Below are 21,868 nucleotides of genomic sequence, written 5' to 3' on the forward strand. Positions count from 1 at the left end.
GTTTGCCCAACTACGCTCTTCTCGTCGAATACGACGGCACTCATTTTTACGGATGGCAAAAACAAAAAAACCTACCGACAGTCCAATCGGCGATTGAATCGGCTCTAAGTATTATTTTAAACAAAAACCCCGCATCACGTCTGTCAGTTGCAGGAAGAACAGATACCGGTGTCCATGGTTTGGGCATGGTGTGTAATTTCAAAACAGAATTCCCCATTCCCAACTTCCACAAACTTCTTGTTTCCATCAATGCACTCACACCAAGAGGTGTGTCAGTCAAAAATGTAGTTGAGGTTCCTGCAGAGTTTCATTCACGATTTAGTTGTACTGGCAGAGAGTATATTTATAAAATTTATTATAATAAATATGAAAGTAGTTTTACCGAAGGGCGTGCTTTCTGGGTCAAACATCATGTAGATTGGGATTTTGTAGAGATGCAACTGCAAGGCCTAATTGGAGAAAAGGATTTTCGTTCCCTAACCAAAGCAAAATCAATGGCTGGCAAACGAGCAGTTCGCGAAATCTTTGACATCCGTTTGGAACGATTGACACCAGATTGGATCCAGATCCGAATTCGCGCCAATGGATTTATGCACAATATGGTTCGTATTACTGTAGGAACTTTACTGGACATCGGGAAGGGACGTTGGAATTCTAGATCCATCGGCTCCATTTTGGAAGAGAAGAACCGTTCGACAGCTGGGATGACCCTCCCGCCGGATGGACTCTATTTTGTCCGCGCATATTACGAAGATTATCCGGAAATTCATGAATTGTATAAAATCACTCTTCCTTAGCCTAATTCTCGCTCTCACTCTATTTTCCGGACTTCTTTCTGCACAAACCCTAGAAGAATACAACAAACGAAGGTATGAAATTGGGGGATGGGTCGGAGCGGCAAACCCGATGCCTGGAACTCCTACGGTTCGAATTCTGGACACAACCCTTGGTGGGGGATTTTATGCACGGATGCCTTGGCCTTGGATATTTTATACCGAAGTCGGTGGTTCCTATGCTGTATTTTTATCCAGGTCAGAGAGAGCACTCACGGCCATGCCTCTTTATGCTGCCTTAGCTTACAAAATTCCGGTGGAACTTCCCATCCAATTCTTTCTAAAAGGGGGCGGAGGATATTCTTATGTAGTTGCTCGTCCGGCCGATACGGCTCGGTGGAACCCGACCGCCTTTGGTGGGTTAGAAGCAAGTTTTATTGCTGGTCGCAGGATTCGAATCGGGGTACGATTGGATTATTACAAGATCTTTGAAACTCATATGGATGTTCCGAATCAATATAGATACCCACTGGCAAGTCCGTACGATGATCCCAGGTTACAAAACCCAGCCAATTATACTTTGCAGAACGTAGATTTTTTCTATTTCGGTCTAACTGTTGGAGTGTTGTTTTGATATGAAGTCCCTCTTATTTTCTGTTATTATTTTTATAAATCTAACCTTCTTTATTGATTGCAAAACCAAACTCGATTTAGGTGACGAATCAAAACTTCCTGTTATCTCTACTCTCTTCAACAATCGTATGTTGTTACTTCTAAAGGGGACTTACGCCACTGACAATCCATTGGATTGGAGCGAACTTGGTAATGGAACTGGAGATTTGTATGTAGATGCACAAGGGGAAGGTGTTGATCCAACTATGACTTTGGTCAACCAACCTAAAGTGGGTAACATGCCTATCTTCTTAGATATTGGAGAAGTAAGGATTTCGAGTAAATTTGAAAAGGGTTATAATGAACTCACTCAAATTCGCGATACCGTGGATTCCAATAAATTTTGGGATTACATTGCACCAAACAGACAAGTGTTTTGTACAGTTACATATTCTTTTGATAACAATACTTGCACAGAAAGTAATGGAGTGATGAAGGCTTATGATTTTTTCAATGGAATCGGAGCCCAATTTCCTTCGAATGACCCTTCCTCAGAAACAGTTAGTTGGACTTTTTCCACAGGGCAACCTTGGATGGGCCGCGAGTATTATTATGCTGGAATTTACTTTCGTTCTCTAGTCACAGGGTATGCATTGGATGCAGGGGTTCCTGTTTCTGGTCGATTTGATAACAGACCCATCATCAATGCTCTCAATATTGTTCCGCGTAACAACTATGCTGCGGGGACTACTTCCTCACAAAAAAGTAGTATTGTCCCAAAAATGTTTCCTGCCTTATATTCCCAACTTCCCACACAAGCCATCCGGTCTGATATGATGATTCGGGATGGTTTTGATCCTTATATTTTAGAAGTAAGGATCAATCTAAAAGAAAATCTAATGTTACATTCTTACCTAACCAGCCGAGGAACCACTGTTACCTATGTAGGAGTGAGTGATATCTTCTTTGACCACAAAGGGGAAGGTGATGCGGGTGGAAATATATTGACTAGGGCTCGTGTCATCTATCCAGAAACGGCTTCAAGCCTCACAATCTCCGGTGGTGGGAATTCATTTTTACATTATTATGGCATTTTTCGATTCCATGAAAATGAATTTATCAACGTTTTGCCTCTTGCTGCGACACCAGCAAAACAAGGTGCCAAAATCAAATACCTGAATCCTGGTACCTATAGAGCAGTTTGTTTGGGAGACCTAACAAAACAGGACGGTTACCCCGACACTGTAGTACGAGAGACTACATTTACGATCCCTGAATATCCTTTCCGTGAAACATATAACATTGATTTGACATGCCCTTAGTAAAAAAATAGTTTACGCTTTCAATTTTACTTTTTTTCTAGCACCGTTTTTTGTGAACTTGGTAAAAGTACCAATCATATGAAAACGATCCTGCTAAAACTAAGCTCCCTATTCTCCAAAGATTCCCATTTACATGGGGAATTGCAGTTTCCAATTCGCTATAAACTCCTCCTCATTACCTCGATCGTTTTACTTGTTTCTATGTCGGGGATCATCTTCCTAGCTTCTTATTTTTTTAGAAAAGATAGTGAGGTTCGAGTTAAAGAAAACAACATTAAGATCAATGAAATCCTTTCTTTAAAGGTGAAATCGGATTTACATTCGATGAAACAAGATGTTCATATCACAGCATCAGCCATTTTAAGAAGTCCAGGTTCTGCCAATGCAATCGCAGGAGAATTATTTGAGGAAGACCAAAACTTTCTTTTGATTGGAGCCTATGATGTCAGTTTGAATCCAAAATTCGAATCATTTAATGATGAATTTTTACAAAAATACGATTATCAAAAATCGGAAGTTAGAACATTACTTCGAAACATCCAACCAAAGTTAAAAAAATCTTTTAGTGGTACAACTGTTATATGGAATGCAAGTCCATATTTCCGCCACCCTATACTTTGTCTCAGTTTTCCACTTTCTGAATCTAAAGACACACATACAATCCTTGTTACTTTAATTAAACTCGATAGTTTGCTCGATGCCTTTCAAACCTCAGGACCCGTTGAAACCTTTCTTGTCAGTGAAGATGGAAGTGTACTCGCACATCCCGATGCCAAAGTTGTTTTGTCTGGAATCAATCTAAACGACTTACCCATCGTAGAACGAATGAAAAAATCCACAGTTGACAACGGCCAGTTTCGTTATGAATCCAAGGAGGGAGTCTCCTATCTTGGATCATTCAAAAAACTGGGACTCGGTGGTGTGGGTGTGATTTCCCAAGTTAGGGAAGCAAAAATTTTCGAAGAAGTAAATAACATCCAAAAACGAAACGTTTATATACTCATTGTATCACTTGCACTTTCCTTTATTGTTGTTTATATTTTTGCTAAATCGTTATCCACACCCATTTTGAAATTAGTGGATGCTTCTGAAGAAATCAGACGTGGGAATTACCATATCGAACTTCATGCCACAACACATGATGAAATTGGAACCTTAACCAAATCGTTCGTAAGTATGGGACGAGGTTTAGAAGAAAGGGAAAAATTAAAAGATTCTTTTGGAAGGTTCGTCAACCAAGATATTGCAGAACTTGCAGCCAAGGGAAAACTATCCATCGGTGGACAAAGAAAATATTGTACCATCTTTTTCTCGGATATCAGAAGTTTTACGGCCATTTCAGAAAAACTCCAACCGGAAGAAGTTGTTGAATTTTTAAACCAATACATGACCGAGATGGTGAAATGTGTACAAGACACCGGTGGAACCGTAGATAAATTTATTGGTGATGCCATTATGGCAACCTGGGGAGCCTTGCGCGATTCCAAACAACATGCAAAGTCGTCTGTGGAAGCAGCACTTCGTATGCGAGACAAACTCATAGAATTCAACAAAGGTAGAGGAACGGTCAAAAAACCAATCATCCAGATTGGATGTGGAATTAACACTGGCTATGTGATTGCAGGACAAATTGGAAGTTCCGATAAAATGGAATACACTGTCATCGGTGATTCTGTAAACCTTGCATCCCGTGTGGAATCACTCAATAAAGAAACCCATACAGATATCCTCATCTCAGAATCCACCTACCAAGAAATTAAATCCGATTATCACGTGATCAGTATGGGAGAAATTGAACTCAAAGGAAAATCCAAAGCTCAAAAAGTTTATGCAGTTCTCGGAAGAAAATCAGACCCCGATTCTCCAAAAAGTTTGAGCGAACTGCAAAAGTTAGTTGGAATCACTGTTGTGAAAAAGGGGAAAAAATGAATTTAGACAAACGAGACCGTCTCGTCTTATTTACCCTACTCGGTGTTGCTATTTTATTTTCCATTTTGTTTTATTTGGATTTGAATCGTAAAATTGGAATTGGAGACCGCGAAGTTGTCGGAACCATTTTTTTTAAAAACAATATTGTCCAAAGAAAATTTGAAGATGAGGTGATTTGGGAAAAACTAGAGAACAATAGCCCACTCACAAACAAAGATACAATTCGTTCGGAAGCATTTTCTGATGCACTCATTCGCCTGAAAGATGGAACAGAAATCAATATTGATGAAAACTCAATGTTTAACTTAGACTTAACGGGAGAAGAACCAAATCTTGAATTTACCCAAGGTTCTTTGGAAGTTAAAAAGGATGATTCCAAACCCAACCAACTCAAAATCACAAGTTCTGGAAGTGAAATCAACGTAGACTCTGGAAACGTTAAAATAGAAAAATCCAAAGAAAGAGAACTTAGTTTATTTGTAGAAAAAGGAAAAACCACAGTCAAACACCAAGACGGAAAGTCTGTGGCCGTGGAAGAAGGGAAAAAAGCGGAATTCAAAAAAACAGGAATTGAAATCAAAAAAATTCCCGTGGTTCTTTTGGCTCCTACTTCGCAAAAATTATTTTTTACAGATCCGGACGATGTATCTGTAAATTTCAAATGGAAACAAGAACCTGGATACGGAGATCCTAATATAGAAATTTCCAGATCACCTAACTTTCAAATGACGTTTATTAATGAAAAAGTGGAGGGAACTGGAAGTTCTTTTCGATTGAAAGAAGGAACTTTTTATTGGAGAATCAAAGTTAAAAACAAACAAGGAACCGATTTTGAGTTTAGCGAAACAAATAAGTTCTTTGTTACAAAACTTGAATCCTTCCAAGGAGAATCTCCTGAACCAGGAACTGTTTTTCCTTTTGTCCAAACCTTTCCACTAGTCACTCTCACTTGGACAAAACTCACAACTGCGAATTCTTATCAGCTAGTTTTATCTAATTCGCCTAAACTCACAAATCCAATCAAACAATTGGAAACATCTGCCAATCAAATTTCTTATGATGATTTAAAGGAAGGAACGTATTATTGGAAGGTGGTTGCCAAATCTTCTTTTCCCGACACCAAAGATCGGGAGAGCCAAGTTCTATCCTTTACCATCAAAAAACAAAACACAATCCCAACACCGAAATGGTTACGACCCGCCAATGGATCCGAAATTTCTTCTGATGAAATCAAACAAAACCAAGCCATTTTGATTTGGGATGGAAATGCAGAATTAAAATCCTACCAACTAAAAATTGCCAATGATCCCAAAATGAAAAATATTGTTTTCTCTGAAGAAACAGTTTCTAACTTTCTTGTACCTAACTGGAATCAGATAGGAAAAGGTAATTTTTATGTTACTCTCATTGGTAAATCAAAAGAAGGGAAAGAAACAGAAACTTCTTCGATTCTAAGTTTTACAGTGGTAGACAAAAAGAAAAAACCGGAACCGGAAGAAGAACCAACAGAAAACAAACAGGAACCAAAACTGGAAATGATGTCCCCGAATGGAACCATTGTCCAGATGAAGGGTAAATCAAGTTTGGACTTTCAATGGAAGGTCACAGGTACCACACCAGATCGATATGATTTAGTTTTATACCAACATACAGCTGATAAAAAAACTGCGATTTATAAAATCACAACAAAAGAATCCAAACACAACTTAAAAGATTTGGGAATTTTGGATGAGGGAGCTTTCTCTTGGGATCTCAGTGTGTATAAGGATTCCAACTTACTACTTTCGAGAAAGGGAAGTTTTATATTAGCATTAGATCAATTTAAATCCTTAAAACCAACTGATATCGAATTCATTTCACCAAAACGGTTATATAAAGAGAAACGATGAAACTTAAAACAAAAAGATTTTTATTAGCATTCTGTTTTATTTCTTTCTCGATTGGGGCACAAGATGGAACCAAACTCATTGCTTGGAAACCAATTGCCGATGCCAGTGGGTATCAAATCCAAATCAAAGAAAAATCGGGAAAAATCGTTATCGATAAAAAAATTGATACACCTTATCATTCCATCGAAGACCTTCCTTCTGGAGTTTATTTAGTAAGGACAGCACCCTTAAACTTATTTAAAAAACCCGCAGTTTGGTCTATTTGGAAAGATTTAGAAGTCATCATCTCTGAACCACCACTAGTAGTGACCGAGGAAGAAAAACCCATCATTCTTCCTAAATCAGAAACTAAGTCAGAAAAAACCATTTCGAATCTAACCATTGAAGGGGAACATTTTTTAGAAGCTACAAAAGTGGATCTAACTAAAAAAAATGAATCACTTCCTATTTTGAGTAAAGAAGTAAAATCATCAGAACGGATTGATTTAAAAGTAGATACAACGGAAGCAAAAACTGGGCCCTATGACTTAACTGTCACCAATCCTTACCAAAAACCGAAAGTGGTTTCTAACTTCCTTCAGGTAGAAGAACCAAAACATACAACTACTACAGATTCGAAACAAGAGACTTCTGTTTCTCAAAAATCGAATCCAAAAGAAAATCCAGAGACAAAAAAACCAAAAGTAAACGTTCCCAAAGGCAAAGGTTTTCACGATTATACTTACGAAGAGATGTTAGCATTTTTAGAATCAGATGTAGCGGTAAATTGTAAACATACAAAAGTTCCAGCATTAACTCTTAGCGAATGCCACAAAACATACGTTATCTTAAATTTTTCAGGTGAGGACAATCACTCAGTATTTGAGTTCTATAAATTGATCAGCGAGAATCAATCTGACAGAATCAGTGCTTACCAATTTTTTAGTACCAATTGTTCCCCTAAATTTCGACCCGCTTTGGAAAGAATGGATCTTCAATCGAAAAATCGAAGTAATCTCGACCCTGATGAACGGCAATCACTACTCCAAGAATTGACTAAATTTCGAAATTGTTCGAGGTAATTTCTTTTTCTTTTGCTTGTAATGAATTCCTTTTTTTAGTCCTATTAAGAGAATGAGATACTCTTTGATAGCCTCGGTTGGAATTGTACTTGCGACCGTACATACCCTCCATTCCGAACCATCCGTTCTGAGCCAAAATGTGAAAGAAGTCACAACTAGAATCCAAGATTTGGCTCTTTATCCTACTCTTTCTAAAAAAAGACTTTATGGAGCCGTTTCTAAAGGTGGTGCCATTCGATTTGATTTAAAAGCAGGAGAGGCTTCTCCTCAATCTATTGGGATTGGCGTAGCAACCGATGGAAAATTAAAAGAATGGGTTCTTACCGTGTATTCTGGTAACGGACAAAATGAAAATCCGACCATCCTAAGAAAGGAAAAAATCGAAGGCGAAGTACAATGGGTCTTTGAATTGTTAGCTCCACCAGAAGAAATTACAGTAGAAATTCAAAACTTACATTCCGACACACCGGTTTCTGTCGTAGAGATTGTTCATGGTTATTATTATGGATACTCAGTGGATAAGGAAAATAATAACAAACCCCAACCACAAAATCCTACCAAACCGAACCCAGCTGATCCGGAAAAACTTTCTCCGAATGATTTACAAAACCGAACTGAGTTTTACCGAGCGCCTTTTACAAAAGACTGAATTAAGTTTTTAAAAATAAAGTCAGTATACTCATCGTAACAAGTCGGTGACATATGGCCTGCATCACTGAAATTGTTGCAGGTATAGTTCGGGTCATCATTCATATTCCAAAACGGCACCCCATTTTTTTTATGGTATTCAATCATTCTTGGATACCAATCATGATACACCGTATCTTCCTTTCCATTCCCTACAGAAACTTTAAAATTCCGGATGTGATCCATATAAGGCAAAGAAAGCCTTACCCAAATCACAGCGGATGGCACACCAAGTTCTTTTGCCAAATCCAAAGACTGGTCTGTAAAACTAAGTACCTGATCTGAAAAATGAAAGGGAACTAAATAAGAATGAAAGTCTCCGAAGGCAGATTTTTTTAACAATTCCTGCGGAAGGACAGACTTATGTGTGCCGGGAGTCATCGCAGAACCCTTTCCTCTATTTAAGTTTTCCATCAAGTTATTACGAAGTTCCCGATAAGGGATGAGAAAGGATTCTTTGTTTTTGGCTCTGGTAAGAATGACTTCTAATTTGGGACGATACTGATAAGCACGAAACATCCGCTTGGCGATTAACGTAGAAATATCGTCAGTGGAAAATAAGGAAAAATGTTTTAAAACAAAAGATACATTTAGGCCATTTGTGAGTGTTTCATCCACTTTTAATGTTGCCGCAGAATTGTACATTTCCACAGAATGATCAAACAAAAAGAACTCAGGTTTCACCTGATCTTTATGAAACTTTTCCATCCATTGTAATACATAATCAGGTTTCCCTCCAGGAACGGAGAAATTAAACATCACCCAACCAGGATACTTTTTGTGAATGTATTCATTATCAAATAATAAAGCTCTTGAGTTTCCAAAATAAACCAAAACCTTATCTCGGTCTTTGTTGGATAGATAAACTTTTAAGTCTTCATATAATTGATCTTTCTGAATGTAATTAATATCAGAAAGAGATTTTGAAAAATAAGTATGTACGTTTTCAAGAAGTAATAATTTATCTAGACAAAAGGTTAGAAATACAACCAAAAACGGGACAAGTAAATATCTGTTACGAATTAAATCCACAATGTCTCCTAAAACTTATAATAGATAAATTCCCCACCATCTTGCGATAAAGTGGCGAGAAGAAAAATAGTAACAACACCAAGTATGGGCACAAGCCATACATCATGTTTACGGATACGTTCCCAAAACTCAGGCACATATTGGATATGATGAAAAAACAAAAGCGCAATCGAAGTATAAAAAATTCGTTCCAAATTTTCGATATGTTGGAAGCGAAAAGAAGATCCATTCCCAAATAAAGAAGTAGCTGGCACCAACCACTGATTGGAATCACCCATAAACATAATTTCCAAACTGTTAGTAAAATGAGTAAAAATTCCATGAAAATGATCGATCATGTTGGTAGCATTATTCGAACGAAACATAAGTCCCGAAATGGAAAATAAAACAAATACAATGAGAGCCTTACATACGATTAAAAACTTATTTTTTTCTGGAGTTAACTTCCAACCAAGTTTGTCTTCGAAATAACGTTCCGCAGCAAGAAGCACACCCCAATAAAATCCCCAACAGATAAATGTATAATCAGCACCGTGCCAAAAACCACCGAGTGTCATAATGATGATGAGGTTTAGGTAAGTGCGACCTTCGCCCTTACGAGATCCACCGAGTGGGAAATAAATATAATCCCTTAACCAAAAAGATAAAGTGATGTGCCAACGTTTCCATAGTTCCCTTCCCGATGTAGAGAAAAAGGGAGCTTTGAAGTTTTCAGGTGTTTCAAATCCTAAAAACAATGCGATAGAACGTGCCATGTCGGTGAGGCCAGAAAAATCACTATATACTTGGATCGCATAACAAATCCCAGCGATGAATAAAGAAAAGGAATCGTATTCAGCAGGAGAACCAAACACCGGCGAGATGGTGAGTGACATAGGATCTGCCACTAGAACCTTTTTCACAAGGCCCGACATGAGTAAATAAGATGCACGATACATCTTTTCCTTGTTGGGAACTAGTTTGTCTAAGTTTGGAAAAAAATCAGACATCCTCATGATGGGACCTGCAATGAGCACCGGGAAAAAAGCAACAAAGAGAAAATAATCTTCTACCTTAACCAATGGTTTGAAGGAATCGCGGTAGGTATCTATAGCAGCAGCAATGACTTGGAAGGTATAAAAACTAATTGCGAGTGGTAAAGCAATATGGATGAGATCGGGAACTTGTTTGAAGAACGGATAGTTTGTTAGATCAGCAAGAACCTTACTAAAAAAATAAATATATTTAAAAAAACCTAAATTGATGAGGTTGAGTGATACGGTAAGACCAATCCAAAACTTTGTAGGAGTGGATTTGATTTTGCGATAAAGAAGATAATTGATGCCAATGACGATGAGGAAATGAACGGTCAGTGCAGGCGAAAAATAAGCATAAAAACTGATCCCTGCTATGAGTAGGAAGTATTTTCGAATCTCTTTGGGAATGGCCCAATAGAGCAAATACACAATGGAAAAAAAGATTAAAAATGGGATTGAGTTGAACAACATATCAAGGAAGGAATTGTCTCTCCCAGTAATCGGTTTCCGAACTTGGTGTCAATCCTTCTTTCAGGTGTTTAAATTCCGTTTCATCCTCTTCTGTTTCCCGTTTGACCCATTCGGCATAAAACTCTTCGGAGGTCATTCGTTTGGCCCGAAGCCTTCTTGCAAAACTGATGATCTCTTTATCGGTTGTGATCACCAAACACTGCGAAGGTACCGGACATAAGTTCAGATATCCAATGATGAGTTCATCCGCTTTTTTTTCATGGCTGTAATGGATAGAAAATTTCCCCCAATCTTCCGAATAACAATCAGAGGTAAGATCCTTTTTGCCGTCAAAAAACACCAAAATTTTGGAATGTTGGTCCTTAATATAGAATCGATCTAGATGAACCAGTAACCCATCCCGGGCATCTTGTAGGCGGTATTCACCCAAACAAAAAGCCAAATCGGGAAATTTATACATTAGATTCATCCCGTCGATCAGGATTCTCTCAATTACGGGCACAACTCTATTGAAACCACTTGCCAGATTCGATTAAACCAAAAAAACGTAAACATGGGGAAAAAAATAATCATCGTCGGTGCCTCGAGCGGGATCGGAAAAGCCATTGCAGAAGCTGAATTGAACGCAGGAAATTCTGTGGTTCTTTTGGCAAGAAGGGAAAAGTCACTTGAATCCATTGCCAAAAAAGCAAACACAACCAAAGAAAAAAGGGCCTTTCCTTTAACCTTTGATGTGACAAAATTTTCCACAGCAGAAAAAATCTTCGGGAAAGCAGTCTCACTACTTGGTGGTTTGGACGAAGTGTACTTTGCATCAGGTGTGATGCCTCAAATTTCTCCTAATGAGTACAATACGACAAAAGACTTGGAAATGTTAAATGTCAATCTTCTCGGAGCAGTTGCCTTTTTAAATCCAGTGGCTACTTATTTTACAAATCAAATGTCTGGGAAAATTATCGGAATCTCCTCTATTGCGGGTGAACGCGGTCGCAAAGGAAATCCTGTTTACAATACATCCAAAGCAGGATTCAACACTTACCTGGAAGCACTACGCAATCGACTCTCCGAGTCCAATGTCCAAGTAACAACGATTAAACCTGGGTTTGTGATTACTGAAATGACAAAAGGTCTCAACCTTCCAGAAAAAGGACTAATGAAAGCCATCACTGCTGAAGAAGCCGCAGAGAGTATTCGCAAAGTCGTTGCTCAGGGAAAAGACGAAGCATTTGTTCCGGGAATCTGGGCACTTGTTGGTCTCATCATTCGTAACATTCCCAATTTCATTTTTAAAAAACTGAGTATATAATATGGTCGCTAAAAAAACAAAATCCATCTCTGAGATTAAAATCCCTAAAAAGGAAAAAGTAGAAGCATGGGGTATGAGTTCGTTTTCTCTATCGCCAATATTTCGCCCCGAATCAGAAGAAGAAATCAAAGAACTATTTGTTTGGGCCAACCAAACTGGCACCAAAGTTGCGTTACGTGGCGGTGGTTGCAGTTATGGTGATGCTTCGACTAACACAGATGGAATCGTTTTGGATCTAACTCATTTTAACAAAGTTTTAGATTTTAATTTAAAAACCGGTGTGATGACAGTGCAATCTGGTGCTCGTATCAAAGACCTTTGGGAAACGGGAATCGAAAATGGTTTTTGGCCACCGGTTGTTTCTGGGACTATGATGCCTACACTTGGCGGAGCTCTTTCCATGAACATTCATGGAAAAAACAACTTCAAAGTAGGAACCATTGGAGAACATATCAAAGAGTTTACTTTCCTTACTGCTAAAGGCGATATTTTAGTTTGTTCTCCTAAAAAAAATACAGACCTGTTTTACTCTGCTATTTCCGGCTTCGGGATGTTAGGTTGTTTTTTAACAGTTCAAATCAAAATGAAACCAATCTACGCTGGAAAAATGAAAATTGATCCAGTGTATGTAAGAAACTTCGATGAATTGTTCGCTTATTTCGAAGAACATTATAAAACTTCTGATTATTTAGTTGGTTGGATTGATGCTTTTGCTTCCGGAAAATCTATGGGTAGAGGTCAAATTCACAAAGCCACCAACCTAAAAGAAGGAGAAGATCCAGACTTTCCTGGTAACTGTTTACTCGAAAGACAACACCTTCCCTCTCGTCTATTCTATGTAATTCCTAAAAAGTGGATGTGGATCCTCATGCGTCCCTTTAGTTTTAATTTGGGAATGCGACTCATCAATTTGGCAAAATGTATCGCAAGCATACTCGTAAACAATAAAGCCTATTACCAAGGCCACGCGGAATATGCATTCCTTTTGGACTATGTTCCTAATTGGAAGTTTGTTTACAAACCTGGTGCGATGATCCAATACCAAGTGTTCATACCGAAGGAAAACGCCAAACAAGCGTTCCGTGAAATTTTCACAATTTGCCAAGAACGTGGAATTGTAAACTACCTATCTGTTTTCAAAAAACACAAACCAGATCCGTTTTTACTCACTCACGCTGTGGATGGATTTTCTATGGCAATGGATTTTCCGGTTACCAAAGGGAACAGAGAAAAACTTTGGGCACTTTGTAAAGAAATGGATGAAATTGTTTTAAAACACAAAGGAAGATTTTATTTTGCAAAAGACTCCACACTTCGCAAACGAGTGATGGAATCTTATTTTCCAAAAGACAATCTCAAAAGGTTTTACTCTTTGAAGAAAAAATATGATCCAAAAGGAATCTTACAAACAGATCTTTACAAACGAGTTTTTTTAACAGAAAACTAAGTTTTTAACCATGACCCAAACAAAAATGTTGAAACATTCTTGTTTGGGTTTTTTATACTCAAAAGATAAAATATCGCAATCTAGTAAACAAACCCACAACAGTATACAAACGAATTAAATATTCATTTTTCTATACAAGTAATATGCCGCCGAGGTAAAAATCACTGGTGTCATCCACATACCAATCCAAATGGGCAAAGCACCATTCTCAGCCAAAGTTTTGGCAGTCGAATTCAAAATATAATACAACAAAACAACTGCAATCGTAAGACCAAGACTTGCCACACCTGCTGATCGTTTGGTGATGGCCCCAGCAAGGGCACCCAGTGTCACAACTACAAAAGACATAAGTGGCATTGCAAAAGCCATATGTTGTTGGATGATGACATTTCGGAAAGGGATTCCTTTTGTGATCCTAGACTCAATTTCATCAGCCAATTCAAAAAAGTTCATCTCTTCTGGGTTTCGAATGGGTTTGGAGAAGTAAGCTAAATCCTCAGGGAAGTCATAAGTTTTTTCAGCGTATTTTGTTCTAGAAACAAGTTCTAAATTTTCATTGAACCGAACTTCTTCTGCATCATACAAAACCCAACTATGAGGGGAAGGGATAAATTTTGCTTTTTGAGAGGACACAGTGTACGTGGGATGACCGTCAGGTTTGATTTCGATATAATTGAATCCACCTTTGACTGTATTTTCTTTTTCATCGATCCAATAGACGTAATAAAATCCTTTTTTTCCTTTGATATGCAATTGGTAGACAAAATCAATCAATCGATTGGAACCCTTTGCCATAATGCTATATTCGATTTGGGCTTTTTTGTTGGCGGGGATCACCACGGTTTGTCCAAACAAAGTCATAATGAGCCACATAGAAATTCCAAAAAACAAAATAGGTGTGATGATCCGGATAAAAGAAACACCCGCCACCATCATGGCCACAAGTTCCTTGTTCACACTAAACTGACCGATCACAAAACAAACAGAAAACATCAAAGCAGGTGCAACAACTTGATCCACCATGGACGGTAAAGAATATAAAACATGTAAGTAAACATGTGACTGGTTTACCTTAGAAGAAACCAGATACTTCATCACATCCGTGAATTTATAAATCACAATCATGGATGTTAACATGATGAGAGTACCAAGAAAGGTTTTGAAAAAATCTAAAAATAAATAACGATCTAATGTTCGAAAAGGAATGAACTCTCTTTTGAACCATAAAAATGGTGTTAACAACAAATTCATAAAATTTCCAGTAATAACATACTCATATCGTCGGAAATTCGTTTTGCCGAGAATGACATGGAGTCCTCATATAATGCAGTTAAAAATTCTTCACCTTTTTTGTCAGAATGATTTTTTATGGATGTAAACAAATGTTCATCTCCATAAATCTCTCCCGCTTCATCAAAAACTTCTAAAATTCCATCCGAATAGAGTAAAATTCGATCTCCCGAGTTCGGAATGATCGTAAAATCTTTTAAATTGGGTTTTAAATAGGAAACAATGAGAGTCCCCATCCCTTCCATAAATTTTGGATCAGACTTTTTTTCCATTAGGATGAGAGGTGGATGGCCTGCAATCGAATACTTAATTTCTTTTGTTTCTGTATCTACAAATAAAACACAAGCACTGATATGATTATTTGGGACTAACTCTTGCAAGTCGGTATGAATTGACTTCAAACAAAGAGAAGGTTCTGTTTGATTTCCATGGATTTTAAAGGCGAGAACTGCCATGGCAGAAACCATAGCAGAAGCAATTCCATGCCCAGAAACATCTGCAAAAAATAGAGCTAACTTTCCATCGTTCCTTTCCAAATAACTAATGGCATCTCCACCCACTTGCCCAAAGGACTGGAAAAACGAATGGAGACGAATTCCTTTTGTTTTTGGCCACTGGGTAGTCACTAAGTTTGATTGGGTTTCATTGGCCAGGTCAAGTTCATTCAACATCCGATCCTGGAATCCTTTGAGTTTGGATTCTGAAATTCGTAGTTTTTCAACAGAGCTCAGTCGGATATTGAGAGTGAGATAAGAAACAAGTGTTGGTGTAATGATAGAGGAAAGATAAAGAGGTAAATCCACTTGAGGTTCTTTTGTATAAAGACCAATGAGAATTCCCGCAGAAGTCACTGTTCCTAAATAAGAAACGAGTGAACGTCGATCGACAAAACTGACTCCAATACAAGACAAAACCAAAATCATTCCCACCAGATAACCAATGTAAAGCGAATTCCAGTATAATAGAATGAGAGAATGTGCACTCATCGTATAAAAGAAAAAAAGCATGATAGGTTGAATTTGTTTCCGAACCCAATCCGAAAAATATGTTGCAATGAAAAAACCTAAAGTGACAGATGCATGTAAAATGCGAATCCATTTGGGATCATACAATCCTAACTCATCAATGGGGGCAAAAATTCCAAAACCAATAAAACTAAAAAATACAATGAGGCAAATTCGTGATATCTTCATCACCTCATCATCTAGTTTGAATCGTTCTTGGAAGGAAGCTTTCATCATACCAAATGGTTAGATCCAAATTTTGTTTTAAAATGTTCGGGAAGTGCAGATGGTTTTTGTAATTCGAAATCAAACCAAACAAAGGCAGCGTTTCCTGTTAATACACATTCTTCGTGTTCATTCCACATGGAACAAATCACAGTGAAAGCTCTGGAGGAAATGGAATCCACTTCCAAGGTGATTTCGAGTGTGGCCGGGAAAACCACTTGTTTGCGGTAGTCCATATCAAGATGTGTTAACACTGGCCCTGATTTCACGGGTTTGTGTGGAGAATCCCACAAACCTTCTTTTGTAAAATAATCCGCTCTTGCAGACTCAAAATACCTGACGTAGGTTACATTGTTTACGTGACCGAAAGCATCCATCTCACCCCAAACCACTTGTTGTGTGAATTTATGTTTGTATTTGATTGGTTTTGGCATGTGTTGTTACCGAACTTCAAATAAAGAAAGAGATAAAACTTTACCATCTCTATCTTTTACTTGCAAACGATATTCTCCCTTCTTTGGTTCCCAGAGGTGAGGCCCTCCGGCAGACCCAATCTTTTCATCGTTTAAATAATAAGAATACGAAACATCGTAAGAACTGAAAGTAAAGAGGATTTTTTGGTGACCCAAGGGAATGTCAGGATCTAAAGCAAAGATACTTCCATTCACAGGAGTCAAAATTCTTGTCGCTGCTCTTTTCTCGATTCTATTTCCTTTAGACGAAATGAAATCTAAATCCGATGGATTCTCCTCTTCAGGAGGATTTAATTTTGAACTAAGTGATTCATGAAATAAATCCATAGTCTCTCGCCAAACAGGAGCGGCACCGGTGATCCCAGATACATCCAACATAGGGCTTCCCGTGGGATTTCCTACCCAAACTCCAACGGTAAAAAATTCTGAATAACCAATACACCAATTGTCTCTCATATCTTGGCTAGTTCCCGTTTTGACAGAGGTATAATACGAAGTGGATAAAAAATTATCCCATCCAAATCCCAAGGATCTGGCTTCTCGATCCGCAAGGATTTCCGAGACAAGGTAACTAGTCTTAGGTGAAAATACTCTTTTTGAATTGGTAACTTCTTCCGAACGGTTAAATTTAATTTCAGAATACATACCACCGTTGGCCAGAGTTCGGTAAGCATTGGTCAATTCCAGAAGAGTAATATCCGCTGTTCCTAATGCCAATGATGGTCCATAAAATTCAGGGTACCTGAGTCCTGTAATTCCAAGTTTTTCCAATACCAAAACAAATTCATTGATGTCCAAAAATGACAAAGCACGAATGGCAGGAATGTTTAAGGAAGAAGCAAGACTTTCACGAACCGTTACATTTCCTTTGTAAGACTTATCATAGTTTAAAGGCCGATAGATTCCCTGGTATACAGGAATCCCCACGGGAGAATCGGAAAGGATGGAATCGGGAGTGAGTTTATTTTCTTGGAAATTTTCTGCATACACAAATGGTTTTAAGGTAGAACCCACTTGTCTTTTGCTTCGGATGAGATCCAGTTTGGATACCGAACTTTCTTCCCCAATATTGGGAACATAAACCAAAACTTGTCCGGTGCGATTTTCGATCACAATCACAGCCCCATCTTTTACATTTTTATTTGCCAGAGTTTTGACATTACGTTTTAAGATCTCTTCTACTTTTCTCTGGAAGTTTAAAGATAAGGAAGTGTCAAGTTGCAGATTATTTTTTTCTTTTTCTTTGGAAAAATCCAAAACTGATTTTGTATAAAGTGGAACAAAGGATGGATATTGGGGATAATCTAAATTTCGAAATAAACTTTCTCTCACAAGCTGCGAAATGGAATCACAATCAGAGATACCATCTCTTTCTTTTTTCAGCAAACATACACGTTTGATTACTTTTTCAATCGGACTTTGAGGGGATCGAATGAGTGCCGCGAGCAAATAAGTTTCATTAGGTGTAAGAGCTTCAGGAGATTTCCGAAAGAGTCCTTTACTCGCAGAACTAATCCCTTTGAGTTCTCCTCTAAAATAAATCAAATTAATATATGCAGTGAAAATTTCTTCCTTTGTCCAAGATTCTTCTAAGTCCGTGGCTCTTTGAATTTGTTTGAATTTTTGAAAGAAAGTTTTTCGTTTCGATACAGAAGATTTTAATTCTGGATCCAAAAGAGAAACAAGTTGCATCGTAATTGTAGATCCACCACGAAGTGATGATCCCATAAGATTTCCTAAAAAAGAAGAAACGAGAGCATTCGAATCGATACCTGTATGTTCAAAAAAACGTTTGTCTTCCGCATGAATGATCGAATCGATTAAGTACTTTGGTAGTTGGTTGTATTCTGTCCATTCTTCCGACCTATAATCATTTCGAATTCGGTATCTTTGAATGAGTTCTCCACTCCGATCAAACACTTGTATGTCAGAAGGAATGTATTGTGATTTGACTTCCTTATACGTTGGCAAAGACCAAAGGGAAGAAGTAAAAAGGAAAATCCCAAAAATAAAAAAAAGTGAAATGAGTTTATTTCGAGTGAATTCGAAAAAAAAAGATTTTCTTTTACCGAAGAGAAGTCTCGGCATTTTCATAACCTGTTTCAATGATCAAATGACTACCATACTCTCTTATTTTATGAGGAACTTCCGCCCAAATTTTTTCTGTTGGTTGGTGTTCTGGGATTTGGCATAAAATGAGAAAAGGTTTTTGTAAAGATAGACAAAAACTATGTAATCCTTCCAACATCTCTTTCATTCTGGTAGGTGTTTCCGACCAATAGGTGTAAGGTGGATCTAAATAAAAGATATAAGCAGATTCTTCGCCCAGCTCCCATTTTAACGCATGTTTGGTTGCATCTTTTCGAAACAATTGGACTTGCGCTAGTCCTCGAAAAAGAGAATGGAGTTGCCTGAATCTGGTTTGGTCTAATTCATAAGTCAGAAGTCTATGAACCGAAAGGCTATAAGCTTCGGCAGAAATTTGTCCACTGCCTGCAAAGTAATCACAAAACAAAACGGAATCAAAACTTAGTCCCCAAGAAAGTAGGCGGGAGTCCATAAGAGAAAAAATGGCTTTTTTTACAAGGCTATTGGTAAAATTCAAATGCCCTGAGACATCCGGTGGAGATGGAATTTCTTTCCCCTTCCACTTTCCTTGTGTTACTCGTAATCCTTTCATTCATTTACCCGAAGACTTGATCTCTTCTAATTGAGATAACACATGTTTGGAGGGAGAGTTGGACTCAATTTCTGAAAAAACCTTTTTGGCTTCTGATTCATTTTTTAAATCCATAAGGCCAAGTCCATATAGAAGTAGGGCATCATTGTATTTGGGACTTTGTTTTCCCGATTTCTGGAAATCCTTTCCCCATTCAATGAGGAGATCTGACTCTCCAAAAACAAGAGCCCGCTCCATAAATAAATAAATTGCGTTCCAATAATGAACCGATGATTTAAAGTTAGGTGGAACTTCTCTCACCACCTTAGTTTTCAGTTGTGCCCAATTTTCTTCCGTGGAAACATAGAGGAAAAAAATCCGGGGATCCTTCTCACCATCCGTTCCATTTAAATATTGTAAGGACTGTTTGGAGACAGTGGCGTAATTTCCTTTTTTAAATTCTGTATAGAGGGTTGAAAAACCAGAGGCTTCGCCCCAAAGGAGCGAAGGTAGAATCAAAAAACCAAAAATATACTGAAAATAAGACAAATTACAGTTCGGTGATATTCGAAGATCCGCACATAGGGCAGATCAATTCCCAAGAATCGAGGTATTCGTCCTCCCCTTCGGCTTCCCAACGGTGGTCACAATCCTCACAAGCATACGTTACGACGTCTTCGTTGAGGCTGTCTGCATCGAATTCGTCATCATCTAAAAAGTCATCTTCCATACCCTTCCCACTAAATCACAAAGAAAAAGCCGTGTCAAGTGGGCAGGGCAAAAAAAAATGGGAACCAACGATGGCGATTTACTCCCGGTACGAACCGCACAGAAAGAAGAAATCAAAGACACCGCTATTTCTATTGGTTTTAGCGCTTGGTCTGTCCGTGTTAGGGTTTACCTATAGAAAAGAAATTTATTTTCTTTTTGCGAAAGACCAAAGTGTCAGAGCGGAAAAAACCAAAGAAAAAACAATCGAACTCTGGAAATCAGGAAATCTGAAAGAAAAAGATATCGAAGACTTCCAATCGATTGCAACTACCTATTCCGAAAAAGATCCAACAGATCCTGTGGCCTTTCATTTGATCGCTCGGAGTTTGTTTTGGAATTTATTTAGAATCGGGATCAATTTTGACCATGATAGTTTGATTTTGCACTTGGGGTCTGAATTCCAAGACTTCATTGGATCTTCTATTTTGGCAGATTCTACTTTGGATTCTATATTTTGGAACGCAAGGACTGCCGAATCTTTTTCTTCTTCACCATTTTCTGATTGGGAGAACAACAAGGTTCTATTGTTCCTCGGTGAAACACACCGTCATGTCAAACGACCGCAAGTGTTGATTGACGAATATGGAAATTTGGATCGTTCTAAACTTTCCCCAGAATTCCAAACCGTTTATATTTGGTTACTCACCTTCAATACGATGTTAGCTGGTGATGCAAGTGGCCTTGATAAACTCATCACAATTACAAAAGATCCAACTTACAAAGCGGGAATCCAGTTCACACCAAGGGAAGAGAATTTTTTACGTGGATTAGGAAAGTATTATAAAAAAGATTATGTAGGAGCTTTGTCTCTTCTTAGACAAGCCAAGTCCAATAATCCAGATCGGATCACCGAAACTTCTATCATTACCGAAGCTACCATCTTTCACTTACAAAATCTTTCGCAAAAAGGAATTGATCTCTTAGAAGAATTTTATCTTTCTTCGGGTAAAAAAAATCCGGAGATTCCTCTCCTCGTAGCCAAGATGATTGCAGAAAAACCGGGAGCCAAAACTAAACTAGATCTAACACCGGAAAAAAAAGAATGATTGGATTTGTTTACATACTTTCCTCTCTTCGCGAAATCAACTTACGAAAAAGTTTGGTTAGAATGAGTAAGAGCCTTCTATTTGTTATATTCTTTTCTATTTGTTTTTTCGACTGCGGATTGTTTTATAAGGGCGTACCTAAGGCCGGTGAGTTTTGTTATGTACTCGCAAAACCTCCGGAATGTTTGTACGTAGACTTCGAATCCAAAAAATTAATTTGGAACAATGTAGAGTATGTATTGGAAGAAAAACTCCGAATGGATTATTTTTTTAAGTCCAATGATGAGTTGTATGAACTTACTGTCTCCACTGTTAACCGAGTGGAACTAAAAAATCTAACCACTGCAAACTTTAATCAATTCTATATGAGAAAAAAAGATAAGTTTATCGAGATCCAAACTCCGGATGCCAAACATGAGTAAATCCATTGAGGAAATCCAAAAAGAAATTATAGCTGAGTTTGCTGATCTAACTGATTGGGAAGAAAAGTTTCAATACCTCATTGAGTTAGGTGAAGAACTTCCCCCCTATCCCGATGAAAAACGAACAGAAGAATATATAGTCCCCGGTTGCCAATCCCGAGTTTGGGTTGCACCGAAACTCGAAGCGGGAAAATTAGAGTTCGATGCAGATAGCGACACTGCCCTTACCAAAGGCCTCATCGCAATTTTAATACGCGTATTTTCAGGACAATCTCCGAAAGATATAGCGGATGCCTCACTCGGTTTTATCGAAGAAGTAGGACTTGCAAAGTTTCTTTCCATTTCAAGAAGAAACGGACTTTTCTCTATGGTACAAAAACTAAAGGGATACGCAGAAAAAGTTTAATCCCTTTCTTTTTTCCTTTGCAATCTA

Annotated in this window: 22 protein-coding genes; 12 read left to right on the forward strand and 10 right to left on the reverse strand. The window is 38.0% G+C overall.

Annotation, left to right across the window (positions count from 1 at the left end):
- Positions 1 to 2: 2 nt before the first annotated feature.
- The 7 genes from truA to EHQ16_RS03630 all read left to right on the forward strand — a co-directional run bounded on the left by truA (position 3) and on the right by EHQ16_RS03630 (position 8,235).
- Positions 3 to 797 (forward strand): tRNA pseudouridine(38-40) synthase TruA, encoded by a 795-nt coding sequence (truA, locus tag EHQ16_RS03600; RefSeq protein WP_135636274.1) that lies wholly within the window; start codon positions 3 to 5, stop codon positions 795 to 797.
- Complete coding sequence (locus tag EHQ16_RS03605; protein ID WP_135636272.1) at positions 769 to 1,407, forward strand: hypothetical protein; 639 nt, start codon at positions 769 to 771, stop codon at positions 1,405 to 1,407. The genes truA and EHQ16_RS03605 overlap by 29 nt, the downstream gene beginning before the upstream one ends.
- A 1-nt stretch (position 1,408) precedes the next feature.
- Entirely contained in the window at positions 1,409 to 2,707 is a 1,299-nt protein-coding gene (locus EHQ16_RS03610; protein WP_135636270.1) for an LIC11270 family surface protein, read from the forward strand.
- Positions 2,708 to 2,785: 78 nt separating this feature from the next.
- Positions 2,786 to 4,636 (forward strand): adenylate/guanylate cyclase domain-containing protein, encoded by a 1,851-nt coding sequence (locus EHQ16_RS03615; protein WP_135636268.1) that lies wholly within the window; start codon positions 2,786 to 2,788, stop codon positions 4,634 to 4,636.
- The gene (locus EHQ16_RS03620; protein ID WP_135636266.1) at positions 4,633 to 6,525 is read left to right on the forward strand and encodes a FecR domain-containing protein; all 1,893 of its coding nucleotides are present in this window, start codon (positions 4,633 to 4,635) and stop codon (positions 6,523 to 6,525) included. Before EHQ16_RS03615 ends, EHQ16_RS03620 begins: the two co-directional genes overlap by 4 nt.
- Entirely contained in the window at positions 6,522 to 7,586 is a 1,065-nt protein-coding gene (locus EHQ16_RS03625) for a hypothetical protein (RefSeq protein WP_135636264.1), read from the forward strand. Before EHQ16_RS03620 ends, EHQ16_RS03625 begins: the two co-directional genes overlap by 4 nt.
- A 52-nt stretch (positions 7,587 to 7,638) precedes the next feature.
- On the forward strand, positions 7,639 to 8,235 hold the full coding sequence (locus tag EHQ16_RS03630; RefSeq protein WP_244241911.1) for a hypothetical protein: 597 nt from the start codon (positions 7,639 to 7,641) through the stop codon (positions 8,233 to 8,235).
- Here EHQ16_RS03630 and EHQ16_RS03635 read toward each other — a convergent pair.
- Genes EHQ16_RS03635 through EHQ16_RS03645 form a run of 3 tightly spaced genes read right to left on the reverse strand, consistent with a single transcriptional unit; the run spans position 8,208 to position 11,294 of the window.
- On the reverse strand, positions 8,208 to 9,305 hold the full coding sequence (locus EHQ16_RS03635; protein ID WP_135636262.1) for a DUF1574 domain-containing protein: 1,098 nt from the start codon (positions 9,303 to 9,305) through the stop codon (positions 8,208 to 8,210). The two genes, EHQ16_RS03630 and EHQ16_RS03635, sit on opposite strands and share 28 nt — an antisense overlap.
- Before the next feature lie 8 nt (positions 9,306 to 9,313).
- Positions 9,314 to 10,792 carry an MBOAT family O-acyltransferase gene (locus EHQ16_RS03640; RefSeq protein WP_135636260.1) on the reverse strand — a complete coding sequence of 493 codons (1,479 nt, stop codon included), beginning with the start codon at positions 10,790 to 10,792 and terminating at the stop codon, positions 9,314 to 9,316.
- 1 nt (position 10,793) lies between these two features.
- A complete protein-coding gene (locus EHQ16_RS03645; RefSeq protein ID WP_265391193.1) occupies positions 10,794 to 11,294 on the reverse strand; it encodes an NYN domain-containing protein in 501 nt (166 codons plus the stop codon).
- A 51-nt stretch (positions 11,295 to 11,345) separates the two neighbouring features.
- On the opposite strand from EHQ16_RS03645, the gene EHQ16_RS03650 reads away from it, so the two are divergent.
- Both EHQ16_RS03650 and EHQ16_RS03655 read left to right on the forward strand, forming a co-directional pair.
- Entirely contained in the window at positions 11,346 to 12,098 is a 753-nt protein-coding gene (locus tag EHQ16_RS03650; RefSeq protein WP_135636256.1) for an SDR family NAD(P)-dependent oxidoreductase, read from the forward strand.
- Between the two features lies 1 nt (position 12,099).
- Positions 12,100 to 13,545 (forward strand): FAD-binding oxidoreductase, encoded by a 1,446-nt coding sequence (locus EHQ16_RS03655; RefSeq protein WP_135636254.1) that lies wholly within the window; start codon positions 12,100 to 12,102, stop codon positions 13,543 to 13,545.
- Positions 13,546 to 13,659: 114 nt separating this feature from the next.
- Here the strand turns inward: EHQ16_RS03655 and EHQ16_RS03660 are convergent, their stop codons facing one another.
- From EHQ16_RS03660 to EHQ16_RS03690, 7 genes are read right to left on the reverse strand one after another with little or no spacing between them, the layout of a single operon-like run.
- Positions 13,660 to 14,796 carry an LptF/LptG family permease gene (locus EHQ16_RS03660; protein WP_135636252.1) on the reverse strand — a complete coding sequence of 379 codons (1,137 nt, stop codon included), beginning with the start codon at positions 14,794 to 14,796 and terminating at the stop codon, positions 13,660 to 13,662.
- Positions 14,793 to 16,076: a PP2C family protein-serine/threonine phosphatase gene (locus tag EHQ16_RS03665; RefSeq protein ID WP_135636250.1), complete on the reverse strand. Its 1,284-nt coding sequence runs from the start codon at positions 16,074 to 16,076 to the stop codon at positions 14,793 to 14,795. The genes EHQ16_RS03660 and EHQ16_RS03665 overlap by 4 nt, the downstream gene beginning before the upstream one ends.
- The gene (locus EHQ16_RS03670; protein WP_135636248.1) at positions 16,073 to 16,498 is read right to left on the reverse strand and encodes an acyl-CoA thioesterase; all 426 of its coding nucleotides are present in this window, start codon (positions 16,496 to 16,498) and stop codon (positions 16,073 to 16,075) included. The genes EHQ16_RS03665 and EHQ16_RS03670 overlap by 4 nt, the downstream gene beginning before the upstream one ends.
- A 6-nt stretch (positions 16,499 to 16,504) precedes the next feature.
- Positions 16,505 to 18,625 carry a penicillin-binding protein 1C gene (gene pbpC, locus EHQ16_RS03675; RefSeq protein ID WP_135637296.1) on the reverse strand — a complete coding sequence of 707 codons (2,121 nt, stop codon included), beginning with the start codon at positions 18,623 to 18,625 and terminating at the stop codon, positions 16,505 to 16,507.
- Positions 18,603 to 19,217, reverse strand: coding sequence for an RsmD family RNA methyltransferase (locus tag EHQ16_RS03680; RefSeq protein ID WP_135636246.1), 615 nt, complete (start codon positions 19,215 to 19,217; stop codon positions 18,603 to 18,605). The genes pbpC and EHQ16_RS03680 overlap by 23 nt, the downstream gene beginning before the upstream one ends.
- Complete coding sequence (locus EHQ16_RS03685; RefSeq protein WP_135636244.1) at positions 19,218 to 19,745, reverse strand: tetratricopeptide repeat protein; 528 nt, start codon at positions 19,743 to 19,745, stop codon at positions 19,218 to 19,220.
- 1 nt (position 19,746) lies between these two features.
- Positions 19,747 to 19,926 carry a hypothetical protein gene (locus EHQ16_RS03690; RefSeq protein WP_004787310.1) on the reverse strand — a complete coding sequence of 60 codons (180 nt, stop codon included), beginning with the start codon at positions 19,924 to 19,926 and terminating at the stop codon, positions 19,747 to 19,749.
- Positions 19,927 to 20,083: 157 nt separating this feature from the next.
- On the opposite strand from EHQ16_RS03690, the gene EHQ16_RS03695 reads away from it, so the two are divergent.
- From EHQ16_RS03695 to EHQ16_RS03705, 3 genes are all read left to right on the forward strand, one after another.
- Positions 20,084 to 21,013, forward strand: a complete 930-nt coding sequence (locus EHQ16_RS03695) for a hypothetical protein (RefSeq protein ID WP_135636242.1) — start codon at positions 20,084 to 20,086, stop codon at positions 21,011 to 21,013.
- A gap of 62 nt (positions 21,014 to 21,075) precedes the next feature.
- Positions 21,076 to 21,435 (forward strand): hypothetical protein, encoded by a 360-nt coding sequence (locus tag EHQ16_RS03700; RefSeq protein WP_135637294.1) that lies wholly within the window; start codon positions 21,076 to 21,078, stop codon positions 21,433 to 21,435.
- Entirely contained in the window at positions 21,428 to 21,841 is a 414-nt protein-coding gene (locus EHQ16_RS03705) for a SufE family protein (RefSeq protein WP_135636240.1), read from the forward strand. Before EHQ16_RS03700 ends, EHQ16_RS03705 begins: the two co-directional genes overlap by 8 nt.
- Positions 21,842 to 21,868 lie beyond the last annotated feature (27 nt).

The organism is Leptospira kanakyensis, from assembly GCF_004769235.1.
In the GTDB taxonomy this organism is placed as follows: Bacteria; Spirochaetota; Leptospiria; order Leptospirales; family Leptospiraceae; genus Leptospira_A; species Leptospira_A kanakyensis.

What these genes read in the sequence shown, in the direction of transcription:
- EHQ16_RS03605 (WP_135636272.1), top strand. Translation starts at nt 769, where the DNA reads ATGAATTGTATAAAATCACTCTTCCTTAGCCTAATTCTCGCTCTCACT.
- EHQ16_RS03610 (WP_135636270.1), top strand. Translation starts at nt 1,409, where the DNA reads ATGAAGTCCCTCTTATTTTCTGTTATTATTTTTATAAATCTAACCTTC.
- EHQ16_RS03615 (WP_135636268.1), top strand. Translation starts at nt 2,786, where the DNA reads ATGAAAACGATCCTGCTAAAACTAAGCTCCCTATTCTCCAAAGATTCC.
- EHQ16_RS03620 (WP_135636266.1), top strand. Translation starts at nt 4,633, where the DNA reads ATGAATTTAGACAAACGAGACCGTCTCGTCTTATTTACCCTACTCGGT.
- EHQ16_RS03625 (WP_135636264.1), top strand. Translation starts at nt 6,522, where the DNA reads ATGAAACTTAAAACAAAAAGATTTTTATTAGCATTCTGTTTTATTTCT.
- EHQ16_RS03630 (WP_244241911.1), top strand. Translation starts at nt 7,639, where the DNA reads ATGAGATACTCTTTGATAGCCTCGGTTGGAATTGTACTTGCGACCGTA.
- EHQ16_RS03640 (WP_135636260.1), bottom strand. Translation starts at nt 10,792, where the DNA reads ATGTTGTTCAACTCAATCCCATTTTTAATCTTTTTTTCCATTGTGTAT.
- EHQ16_RS03650 (WP_135636256.1), top strand. Translation starts at nt 11,346, where the DNA reads ATGGGGAAAAAAATAATCATCGTCGGTGCCTCGAGCGGGATCGGAAAA.
- EHQ16_RS03655 (WP_135636254.1), top strand. Translation starts at nt 12,100, where the DNA reads ATGGTCGCTAAAAAAACAAAATCCATCTCTGAGATTAAAATCCCTAAA.
- EHQ16_RS03660 (WP_135636252.1), bottom strand. Translation starts at nt 14,796, where the DNA reads ATGAATTTGTTGTTAACACCATTTTTATGGTTCAAAAGAGAGTTCATT.
- EHQ16_RS03665 (WP_135636250.1), bottom strand. Translation starts at nt 16,076, where the DNA reads ATGATGAAAGCTTCCTTCCAAGAACGATTCAAACTAGATGATGAGGTG.
- EHQ16_RS03670 (WP_135636248.1), bottom strand. Translation starts at nt 16,498, where the DNA reads ATGCCAAAACCAATCAAATACAAACATAAATTCACACAACAAGTGGTT.
- pbpC (WP_135637296.1), bottom strand. Translation starts at nt 18,625, where the DNA reads ATGCCGAGACTTCTCTTCGGTAAAAGAAAATCTTTTTTTTTCGAATTC.
- EHQ16_RS03680 (WP_135636246.1), bottom strand. Translation starts at nt 19,217, where the DNA reads ATGAAAGGATTACGAGTAACACAAGGAAAGTGGAAGGGGAAAGAAATT.
- EHQ16_RS03690 (WP_004787310.1), bottom strand. Translation starts at nt 19,926, where the DNA reads ATGGAAGATGACTTTTTAGATGATGACGAATTCGATGCAGACAGCCTC.
- EHQ16_RS03700 (WP_135637294.1), top strand. Translation starts at nt 21,076, where the DNA reads ATGAGTAAGAGCCTTCTATTTGTTATATTCTTTTCTATTTGTTTTTTC.
- EHQ16_RS03705 (WP_135636240.1), top strand. Translation starts at nt 21,428, where the DNA reads ATGAGTAAATCCATTGAGGAAATCCAAAAAGAAATTATAGCTGAGTTT.